Raw genomic sequence first — 10,161 nt, forward strand, 5'->3', positions numbered from 1 at the left:
CGTCGCGGCGAGAAACAACTGCAAAGATCAACACTGCTTTAGACAAGCACTAACAGTCCAGGAGGACCACACAGTGGCGAAGGCGAAGTTCGAGCGGACGAAGCCGCACGTCAACATCGGGACCATCGGTCACGTTGACCACGGCAAGACGACGCTGACCGCAGCAATCACCAAGGTGCTGCACGACAAGTTCCCGGAGTTGAACGAGTCGCGCGCATTCGACCAGATCGACAATGCGCCTGAGGAGCGTCAGCGCGGCATCACGATCAACATCTCCCACGTGGAGTACCAGACCGACAAGCGCCACTACGCGCACGTCGACGCCCCCGGTCACGCCGACTACATCAAGAACATGATCACCGGCGCCGCCCAGATGGACGGTGCGATCCTGGTGGTCGCGGCGACCGACGGCCCGATGCCGCAGACGCGTGAGCACGTGCTGCTCGCCCGTCAGGTCGGCGTGCCCTACATCCTGGTCGCGCTGAACAAGGCCGACGCCGTCGACGACGAGGAGCTCATCGAGCTCGTCGAGATGGAGGTCCGCGAACTGCTGGCCGCCCAGGACTTCGACGAGGACGCCCCGGTCATCCGGGTGTCGGCGCTCAAGGCCCTCGAGGGCGACGAGAAGTGGGTCAAGTCGGTCGAGGAGCTCATGGAGGCCGTCGACGAGTCGATCCCGGACCCCGTCCGCGAGACCGACAAGCCGTTCCTGATGCCCGTCGAGGACGTCTTCACCATCACCGGCCGCGGCACCGTGGTCACCGGTCGCGTCGAGCGTGGCGTGATCAACGTGAACGAGGAAGTCGAGATCGTCGGCATCCGCCCCGACACCACCAAGACCACGGTCACCGGTGTCGAGATGTTCCGCAAGCTGCTCGACCAGGGCCAGGCCGGTGACAACGTCGGTCTGCTGCTGCGCGGCATCAAGCGTGAGGACGTCGAGCGCGGTCAGGTCGTCGTGAAGCCCGGCACCACGACGCCGCACACCGAGTTCGAGGGCCAGGTCTACATCCTGTCCAAGGACGAGGGCGGCCGTCACACGCCGTTCTTCAACAACTACCGTCCGCAGTTCTACTTCCGTACCACGGACGTGACCGGCGTGGTGACGCTGCCGGAGGGCACCGAGATGGTGATGCCCGGTGACAACACCGACATCTCCGTCAAGCTGATCCAGCCCGTCGCCATGGACGAGGGTCTGCGCTTCGCGATTCGCGAGGGCGGTCGTACCGTCGGCGCCGGCCGGGTCACCAAGATCGTCAAGTAGTTTCCGACTGCTGCGAAGCGGCGCTCACCTTTCCGGTGGGCGCCGCTTTCGTATGTGTGCTTCGCGAGACGTACAACAGGGCTGCGATTCTTCGACGACCGCGACCCTGGTGTACATCTCGCGAATGTGGGGAGTAACGCCGGTGGACGCCGCGACGATGTATTTCGCGTATGCCCTGGTCGGGGCGGAGAAGGGTAAGGGTTCATGTTCGGTCGTCTCACCACGCTCGCCAGCGCCGCCGCGATCGCGGGTGCCGCATTCGCGGGTCTTTCCACCGCTTCGGCGCAGGCCGCACCCGGCTGCCCCGATGTGCACTGGTTCGGCGCCGCGGGGTCGGGACAGCGGGACGGCGACCTGAGCTCGAACGCCGGAATGGGCGACGACATCTACCAGTCCTACCTCGACGTGCAGCAGCTGGTGACCGCCGACGGCCGCACGATGACGGCCGAGGCTGTCGAATATCCCGCTGTACCGGTGCCCGATGACGACGGCGGCGTCGGGGAATGGATGGGCTTCATGGGCAGCGTCGACACCGGCGCAGCCGCGCTCGAGTCGCAGTACACGGCGTTCACTCAACGTTGCCCCGAGTCGAAGGTGGTGCTCGCCGGGTATTCGCAGGGCGCGATGGTGGTGCACCGCAATCTGCACGCCGCCGGCACGAATCCGAACGTGGTGGCCGCGCTTCTGATCGCCGACGGCGACCGCCTGCCCGCCGACCCGACCATCAACATCGGCTCGGTCACCAGCGTCCCGGGCGCCGGCAAGGGGGTTGCCCAGGACTGGCCGATTCTCGCGCACGCGCCCAAGCCGCTCCCGCCGGCCATCGGCGCACGCACGATCAGCGTGTGTGAGCTCGGCGATGCGGTCTGCGACTACGACCCCGACGCCGAAGAAGTGTCGAAGGTCTCGACGCTCATCCACACCAGCTACACGAAGTCCTCGGGTGGATACCGCTGGACTCAGCCGCTGTATCAACTCATCGGCCCCGGCCCCGTCACCACGCAGGCTCCCGAGGCGCTTCCGGTCATCCCGCTGGCCGCTGCGACGCCGATGGCCGCGACGGCGCCGAGCGAGTAACCGATCGCCGGGCGGTCCACAACACGACCGCGCCCGCCGCCAGGAGAAGCACGCCGAGCACGGCAAGTATGGCGTCGATCGCACGCGCTGTCGGTATTCCGTTGCGTTGCAGCATCTCCAGCACCGTCGACGACACCGCCACGCCGACGCCGGCCAGCGATACCAAGACCGTCAGCGTGACCCCGGCCGCCTCTCCCGCCCGCTCGGGAGGCACCACCGCCTGCGTCGCGACAGTGGTGAAGGCATAGACCAGGCCCAGCGTCAGGCCGCATGCGCTCAGCGCGAGCAGATACAGCGTCCACCCGCGGACTCCAGCGAGTGCACAGAGGCTCATGGCGGCGACAACCGTCGTCGCGGCCATCACCGATACCGGTGCACGACGGGCGGCGAGCCGGCCGGCCAGCACACCGCCGACGGCTGCGCCCGCCGACGGGCCGAGGAAGATCAGTCCCGCGGTCAACGGATCGAGTCCACGGACCTCCTGTAGGGACAGCGTGGACAAGAAGATGGTCACCGCGTACGCGACGTTCGCGACGGCGCCGGCCATCACCAGGATCGTGAATCTTGCGTTGCGCGCGAGCGACAGATCCACCAGCGGCCACCGAACTCTGTTCTCGACGACGACGAACGCGGCGAGCGCAAGCAGTGATCCGGCGAGCGCGATCATCGTCGTCACCGAAAGCCAGCCCCAGCTGGGCGCGCGGTCAAACGTCAACGTGAACAATCCGATTCCGGTGCTGATGAGCGCCAGTCCCGCCACGTCGATGCGCCGTGGCGCCGACTCATCGAACGATTCGCTGATGACCCTCGCCCCGATCACGAGCGACACCAACGTCAGCGGCAGGTTCAGCCAGAAGATCCATCGCCAGCCGATGGTGTCGGTGAACACCCCGCCGATGAGTGGACCCGCGGCGTTCCCCAAAGCCGCTATGCCATAGGCCAATCCGATAGCTTTGCCGGCCCTGGCGGTCTCGTAGGCGTTGGTCAGCACGCTGATCGACGCGGGAAAGATCAGGGCTGCGCCGATCCCTTGCACCGCCCTGAAGGCGATCAGCATGCCCGGCTGCGGTGCCAGCGCGCAGGCCACGGAGGCCGCGCCGAACAACGCCACGCCTGTCAGCAGCGCCCGGCGGCGGCCGAAGATGTCAGCGATACGGCCCGCGGGCACCATGAAGGCCCCCAGAGCGAGCATGTACACGCTGATGATCCATTGCAGTTCCGCTGTGTCGGTGCCGAACTCGACGGCGATTCTGGGGAGGGCGAGATTCATCGCGAAGTAGTCGATCTGTACACAGAACAGTGCCATGGCGACCGCAGCCAGGGTCCATCGCGACCGGGTGCCTGCTCCCGCCGCCATCGCCCGACGATACGGCTCGCAAGCGGTGATTTGGCGTTAATCTGACACGCAGATCACGGACGACGGGAGCTTGGCAGGCGATGTTGTGGCGTTACATCAAGGTCCAAGCCTTCGTGCTGCTGTGCGGGATCGTCGGACCGATCTTCCTGGTGGTCTACTTCGCCACGGGTGGCGACCCGCTGCTGAAGTGGATGTTCTGGACGGGGCTGCTGATCACCGCCGCTGATGTGCTGATCGCGTTGGCCATCACCGCGGGAGGAGCCCGGTCGGCCGCCAGGACCGCCGCGCTCGAGCAGACCGGAGTGCTGGCGTTAGCCCAAGTCACCGGTATTCACGAAACCGGAACGCGTATCAACGAACAACCGTTGGTGAAGCTGGACCTGCAGATCTCGGGACCCGGTATCGCGCCGTTCGCCAGCCAGGATCGGGTCATCGCTTCGATTTCGAGGCTGCCGATGATCACCAACCGAAAGCTGGTCGCGCTGGTCGACCCGATGACAAGCGAGTATCAGATCGATTGGGAGCGAAGCGGCTTGGTCAGCGGGATGATGCCCGCGACTTTCACCATCGCCGAGGACAACCGAACATACGACTTGACGGGCCAGGCCGAGCCGCTGATGGAGATTCTGCAGATTCTCAAGGCCAACAACATCGGTCTCAACAACATGATCGATTTGAGGTCGAATCCCGCTGCCCGCCAACAGGTTCAGGAAGTGGTGCGCCGCGCAGCCACTCACCAGGCACCGGCCGGCGCGGTGCCGTCGCCCCCTCCTGCCGCGCCGACGGCGGCCGCCTCGATCGCACCGCCTCAACCGTCGACCGCACAGCGCCTGCAGGAACTCGAGACGCTGCGCGCGATGGGTTCGATTTCCAACGACGAATACACCGCGAAGCGCCAGCAGATAATCGCTGACCTCTAGTTTATCGCCTCAACCCCGTCGCCGGCTGATACCGTTTCGTCGTGCTGCCTCGCGCCTCCGTGGGGTGCTGCCATGACGGACTCGCTCGAGCAAAGGGCGATCCGGAGTCCGTCGCTGGCCGATGCCATCATTCCGTTGGTCGCGCTGACCGTGCTGATCGGCAGCTCGATAGCGCTTTTCGGACTGGATGCCCTCGACGGGCCCATTCAAGTGGCGTTGGTGATGTGCTGCGCGGTCGCGGCCCTGATCGCGCTGAAGAACGGGCACCGTTGGAGCGCAGTGCAGGAGGCGGGCCAAGGCGCGCTGTCGTCGATCACGAGCGCGCTGTTCATCTTGCTTGCTGTCGGCGCACTGATCGGAACATGGAACCTGTCCGGCACCATCCCGACGTTGGTCTATTACGGCATTCAGGTGCTCTCGCCGGGTTACTTCTACGTTGCCACCGCGACCATCTGTGGTGGCGTAGCGATGTCGATCGGAAGTTCATGGACCACAGCGGGAACCGTCGGCGTCGGTCTGGTCGGCATCGCGACGATGCTGGGGGTGTCACCGGCCATCACCGCCGGTGCCGTCATCTCGGGCGCCTACCTGGGAGACAAGCTCTCACCGTTGTCGGAAACGACGATCCTGACCGCGCAGATGGTCAAGGTCGACCTCTACACGCACATCCGCAGTCAGGCGTGGACATCGGTGCCGGCGTTCGTGATCGCGGCGGTTGTGTTCACGATCCTGGGTGTCGCCGGTCCACCGCCTCTGGACACCGTCGGTGAGGAAGTCGAACTCGCCAAGCTCAGCCAGATCTTTTCCATCACCCCGTTGAACCTCCTGCCCCTGGCGGTCCTCGTCATCTTGTCCGCCCGCAAGGCGCCCGCGTCGTTGGCATTGCTGGCGGCCTCGCTGTGGGCCGGCGCCCAGGCCGTTGTCCAGCAACACGATGTCGTCGAAGGCTTCGTTCGCGAGATTCACAGCAGCACCAACGTGGTCATCGGTTCAATACAAGCTGTTTGGCGTGCGATGGCCAACGGGTTCACCATCAACTCGGGGATCGGCGAAATCGACCGCCTGCTGTCCCGCGGTGGTATGGACAGCATGCTGCTCACCATCTGGTTAATCATCGGCGCGGTGACGTTCGGTGCGTTGCTGGAGCAGTTCGGGCTGATCGACAGGCTCGTCAATCCGATGATCGCAGCCGCGAAATCAACTGGCCGACTCTATCTTTCGGTGTTCGCCACCGGCATCGGGCTCAACATCGTCGCGGGCGACCAATACATCGCACTGGTGCTCCCGAGCCGCGTCTTCCGGCTCGAGTTCGAGAAACGCGGTCTCGCGCCGCAGAACCTGTCTCGCCTCGCCGCAGACAGCGGCACGGTGACGTCGGCGCTCGTTCCGTGGAACTCCTGCGGCGCGTTCATGAGTGCGGTTCTCGGAGTGTCGACACTTGCGTACCTGCCCTTCGCGGTCTTCAACATCGTCAGCCCGCTTCTCAGCGTGGTGTACGGCTACACCGGCTTCAAACTCGTCAAGGCGTCACCCACCAAGGAAGCAGAAGCGACATGACCTCAGCCGAGACTCGCACCGAGCAGTCCGAACAGAAGGTCAGCCTGCCGACCCTGACCGCGATGGTGGTCGGGTCGATGATCGGTTCGGGCGTCTTCCTGCTGCCTCGACGCTTCGGAACCGAGACCGGCGTGCTCGGTGCGATCATCGCCTGGACCATTGCCGGCTCCGGGATGTTGATGCTGGCGTTCGTGTTCCAGCGCCTGGCGATCCGTAAGCCGGATCTGAACGCGGGCATCTTCACGTACGCCAAGGCCGGCTTCGGGGACTACGTGGGATTCAACTCCGCCATCGGTTACTGGGCGTCGGCCTGCGCGGGCAACGTGTCGTACTGGGTCCTGATCACCACGACGCTCAGCGCGGTGGTTCCGGCGTTCGGCGCGGGCGACACCGTGCTGGCCGTGGTGGTTTCGGCCGTCGGGGTGTGGCTTTTCGCTGCGCTGGTCATGCGCGGGGTCAGGGACGCCGCGGTGATCAACTACATCGTCACCGTCGCCAAGGTGCTGCCGATCCTCGTGTTCATCGTGATCGCCATCATCGCGTTCGAAGCCGGCGTCTTCGCGGACAACTTCTGGGGCGCCGACGGCGGATACTCGTTCGCATCGATCTGGGATCAAGCGACTGGCACGATGCTGATCACGGTCTTCGTCTTTCTGGGCATCGAGGGCGCGGCGGTGTATTCGCGCATGGCGCGCAAGCGCGAAGATGTCGGGCGGGCAACGGTCTTCGGCTTCCTCGGCGTCCTCAGCGTCTTTGCGATGGTCACGCTGGTCTCCTACGGTGTGCTGCCGCAGGACGAACTGGCAGGTGTCAGCCAACCGTCCATGGCGGCGGTACTGGAATCCATCGTCGGCCCCTGGGGCGCGGTGTTCATCAAGGTCGGCGTGATCGTCTCGGTGCTCGGGGCCTACCTCGCATGGACATTGATGGCCGCTGAGGTGCTGTTCATCCCCGCGAAATCGGATGACATGCCGCGGTTTCAGGCGCGGACCAACCGCCACGATGCTCCCGTCGCCGCGCTGGTCATGGCCGCGGCGCTGACCACGCTCCTGCTCGTCGCGCTGCTGTTCGCCGCGGACGCGCTCGATTTCATGTTGGACCTCACCGCGGCGCTGTCGCTGATCCCGTATCTGCTCGCGGCGGCGTACGCCCTGAAGCTGACGGCCACACGCGAGACCTACGAGGACGGCAGGTCACTCGTCGGCGATATGAGCATCGCCGCTATCGCAACCGTGTACACCCTGTTTCTCGTCTACGCCGCGGGGATGGACAAGCTACTGCTGTCTTGCATCCTCTACGCGCCGGCCGCCGCGCTGTACTTCAGGGCCCGCAGGGAACGGGGCCTGCGGGTGTTCCGCCCGGCTGAGGCTGTCCTGTTCGGCGTGATCGTGCTCGGCGCGATCATCGCCGTCGTGTCGCTGTCAACGGGCGCGATCGAAATCTAGTGCACACGAGAGGAATCGAATTGTCCGACCGATCTGCCGACTATGGTGTCCACTCCGAGGTCGGCAAGCTGCGCAAGGTGCTTGTCTGTTCACCCGGACTCGCCCACGAACGCCTGACCCCGACCAACTGCGATGCGCTGTTGTTCGACGATGTGCTGTGGGTGCAGAACGCCCGGCGCGACCACTTCGACTTCATCGACAAGATGCGCGAGCGCGACGTCGAGGTGGTCGAACTGCACGAGTTGCTCGCCGACACGATGGCCATCCCGGAGGCCAAGGCGTGGCTGCTGGACCGCAAGATAGTCGCCAACGAAGTGGGTCTCGGCCTCGTCGACGACACACGCGGATTCCTGGAGGAGCTACAGCCGCCACGGCTCGCGGAGTTGCTGATCGGCGGTATGTCCATCCGCGACCTGCCGAGCGAACTGCACTCCGGCTACCGGTCCCTGGCACGCGAAAACGCAGGGGTAACCGAGTATTTGATGCCTCCGCTACCCAACACGCTCTACACCCGCGGCACCACCTGCTGGATCTACGGTGGACTGACGCTCAACCCGCTGTTCTGGCCTGCGCGGCACGACGAGACGTTGCTGATGAAGGCGATCTATCAATTCCATCCCGACTTCGTCGGCTCGCGGGTGTGGTGGGGCGATCCGGAGCAGTCGTGGGGTCTTGCCTCCTTCGAAGGGGGCGATGTCCTGGTGCCCGGCCAGGGCGTCGTCATCATCGGCATGAGCGAGCGGACGTCGCGGCAAGCCATCACCCAGGTGGCCGCGAAGCTGTTCGATGAAGGCGTGGCGACCCAGGTGATCGTCGCCGGTATGCCGAAGCTGGGGGCGGCCATGCACCTGGACACCGTCTTCACGTTCGCCGATCGCGACGTGGTGACCATCTATCCCGAGATCGTCGATGCCATGGAGACATTCACGCTGTACCGGCCGACGCCGCGCCCGGCGTCGAGGTGGTCGAGGCGCACAAGCCCTTCGTCGAGGTCGTGGCATCCGCGCTCGGGTTGAGCGAACTGCGGGTGGTGGAGACGGGCGGAACGGCCTATGACTCGGAACGTCAGCAGTGGGACAGCGGCAACAACCTGGTCGCCGTGGAACCCGGCGTGGTGTTCGCCTATGACCGCAACACCCACACCAACACGCTGCTGCGTCGCGCCGGTGTCGAGGTGATCACGATCGTCGGCGCCGAATTGGGCAGGGGCCGCGGTGGCGGGCACTGTATGACCTGCCCGATCATCCGCGACCCCATCGACTAGCCTGTGCGCAGGCTCTCACCTCCGGCGAGTGACCGCGGATGTCCGCGCCGGGGCGGTGTGTCGCGTACAGACACGGTCGCTCGCGGTGGGGCAGGTTCCCGGAAGGAGCGGCGGTGACGGCGATCAACCGACCACTGGAAGGCCGAGTGGCATTCATCACCGGGGCCGCGCGCGGGCAGGGGCGGGCGCACGCGGTCCGACTGGCCGGCGAGGGCGCCGACATCATCGCGATCGACATATGCGCCCCGATCTCGGAGACCATCACCTACCCGATGGCGACGTCGGAGGACCTGGCCGAGACGGTGCGCGCGGTCGAAGCGACGGGCCGCAAGGTGCTCGCCCGTGAGGTCGACATCCGCGACCTGGCCGCGCTGCAGCAGGTGGTCGCCGACGGTGTCGAGCAGTTCGGCAGGCTCGACATCCTGGTCGCCAACGCCGGTGTGCTCAGCTGGGGCCGCATCTGGGAGATGTCGGAAGAGCAGTGGGACACCGTCATCGACGTCAACCTGAACGGGACGTGGCGCACCATCCGGGCGGCGCTGCCCGCGATGATCGCTGCGGGTCACGGCGGATCGGTCATCATCGTCAGCTCGTCGGCCGGGCTGAAGGCGACACCCGGCAACGCGCATTACGCGGCGTCCAAGCACGGGCTGACGGCGCTCACCAACGCGTTGGCTATCGAGGCCGGTGAGTTCGGGATCCGGGTGAACTCGATCCATCCGTACTCCATCGAGACGCCGATGGTCGAGAAGGACGCGATGATGGCGATCTTCGCCAAGCATCCGAGTTATCTGCACAGCTTCGCGCCGATGCCATATAACCCGCTGGACGAGGAGAACAAGGGTCTGCAGGGGTTCATGGAGCCCGAGGAAGTGGCCGACGTCGTCGCGTGGCTCGCCGGTGACGGCTCGAAGACGCTCTCCGGCAGCCAGATCGCCGTCGACCGCGGCGCGATGAAACACTGACCTTTCGCGCGCGAAGGGCTAGCTGTGATGCCCAGGGAGGTTGGTCAGTCGGGTGACCGGTGGGCGGCCTCCGATGGCGGAGTGGGCTCGGTGGTGATTGTAGAAGTGCAGCCAGCCCGGTAGCGCGGCGTCACGCTGTTGGGTAGACCCGTAGAGGCGGGCGTAGGCCCAGCCGTCGGCCAGCGTGCGGTGAAATCGTTCGATTTTGCCGTTGGTCTGGGGTTATCCGGCTAATCTGGGCCGAGTCTGCGGCGGGTCCGGGGGTTGTCTAGCTTTTCTGTTGTCGTAGTCGTCGGATTTCTTCTTCGTGGC

7 protein-coding genes and 2 pseudogenes are annotated in these 10,161 nt (G+C 65.4%); 7 read left to right on the forward strand and 2 right to left on the reverse strand.

The features are described 5' to 3' along the window. Positions 1 to 73: 73 nt before the first annotated feature. Positions 74 to 1,264, forward strand: a complete 1,191-nt coding sequence (tuf, locus tag RMCN_RS20960; RefSeq protein WP_064345574.1) for an elongation factor Tu — start codon at positions 74 to 76, stop codon at positions 1,262 to 1,264. Positions 1,265 to 1,468: 204 nt separating this feature from the next. Beyond that, positions 1,469 to 2,341, forward strand: coding sequence for a cutinase family protein (locus tag RMCN_RS20965; RefSeq protein WP_064415497.1), 873 nt, complete (start codon positions 1,469 to 1,471; stop codon positions 2,339 to 2,341). Here RMCN_RS20965 and RMCN_RS20970 read toward each other — a convergent pair. Next, a complete protein-coding gene (locus RMCN_RS20970; protein ID WP_067393272.1) occupies positions 2,289 to 3,698 on the reverse strand; it encodes an MFS transporter in 1,410 nt (469 codons plus the stop codon). The genes RMCN_RS20965 and RMCN_RS20970 overlap by 53 nt on opposite strands. 80 nt (positions 3,699 to 3,778) lie before the next feature. Between RMCN_RS20970 and RMCN_RS20975 the strand changes: the two genes are divergently transcribed. The 5 genes and pseudogenes from RMCN_RS20975 (at position 3,779) to RMCN_RS20995 (ending at position 9,849) form a co-directional block, all read left to right on the forward strand. Further along, positions 3,779 to 4,618 (forward strand): SHOCT domain-containing protein, encoded by an 840-nt coding sequence (locus tag RMCN_RS20975; RefSeq protein ID WP_067393275.1) that lies wholly within the window; start codon positions 3,779 to 3,781, stop codon positions 4,616 to 4,618. A gap of 72 nt (positions 4,619 to 4,690) precedes the next feature. After that, positions 4,691 to 6,175, forward strand: coding sequence for a Na+/H+ antiporter NhaC (gene nhaC, locus RMCN_RS20980; protein WP_067393277.1), 1,485 nt, complete (start codon positions 4,691 to 4,693; stop codon positions 6,173 to 6,175). Then, positions 6,172 to 7,620, forward strand: coding sequence for a basic amino acid/polyamine antiporter (locus RMCN_RS20985; protein WP_067393280.1), 1,449 nt, complete (start codon positions 6,172 to 6,174; stop codon positions 7,618 to 7,620). The genes nhaC and RMCN_RS20985 overlap by 4 nt, the downstream gene beginning before the upstream one ends. 20 nt (positions 7,621 to 7,640) lie before the next feature. Then, positions 7,641 to 8,884 (forward strand): annotated as a pseudogene (locus tag RMCN_RS20990) (arginine deiminase). A 113-nt stretch (positions 8,885 to 8,997) separates the two neighbouring features. Beyond that, on the forward strand, positions 8,998 to 9,849 hold the full coding sequence (locus RMCN_RS20995) for a mycofactocin-coupled SDR family oxidoreductase (RefSeq protein WP_064415501.1): 852 nt from the start codon (positions 8,998 to 9,000) through the stop codon (positions 9,847 to 9,849). A gap of 18 nt (positions 9,850 to 9,867) precedes the next feature. Here the strand turns inward: RMCN_RS20995 and RMCN_RS21000 are convergent. Beyond that, a pseudogene (locus RMCN_RS21000) lies at positions 9,868 to 10,071 on the reverse strand (integrase core domain-containing protein); the annotation flags it as partial. Between the last annotated feature and the right edge of the window lie 90 nt (positions 10,072 to 10,161).

Origin of the sequence: Mycolicibacterium novocastrense, from assembly GCF_001570485.1 — a bacterium.
Taxonomy (GTDB): domain Bacteria; phylum Actinomycetota; class Actinomycetes; order Mycobacteriales; family Mycobacteriaceae; genus Mycobacterium; species Mycobacterium novocastrense.

Excerpts from the sequence above, each read along its gene's own strand:
- nhaC (WP_067393277.1), top strand. The coding sequence starts at position 4,691 with ATGACGGACTCGCTCGAGCAAAGGGCGATCCGGAGTCCGTCGCTGGCC.
- RMCN_RS20965 (WP_064415497.1), top strand. The coding sequence starts at position 1,469 with ATGTTCGGTCGTCTCACCACGCTCGCCAGCGCCGCCGCGATCGCGGGT.
- RMCN_RS20970 (WP_067393272.1), bottom strand. The coding sequence starts at position 3,698 with ATGGCGGCGGGAGCAGGCACCCGGTCGCGATGGACCCTGGCTGCGGTC.
- RMCN_RS20975 (WP_067393275.1), top strand. The coding sequence starts at position 3,779 with ATGTTGTGGCGTTACATCAAGGTCCAAGCCTTCGTGCTGCTGTGCGGG.
- RMCN_RS20985 (WP_067393280.1), top strand. The coding sequence starts at position 6,172 with ATGACCTCAGCCGAGACTCGCACCGAGCAGTCCGAACAGAAGGTCAGC.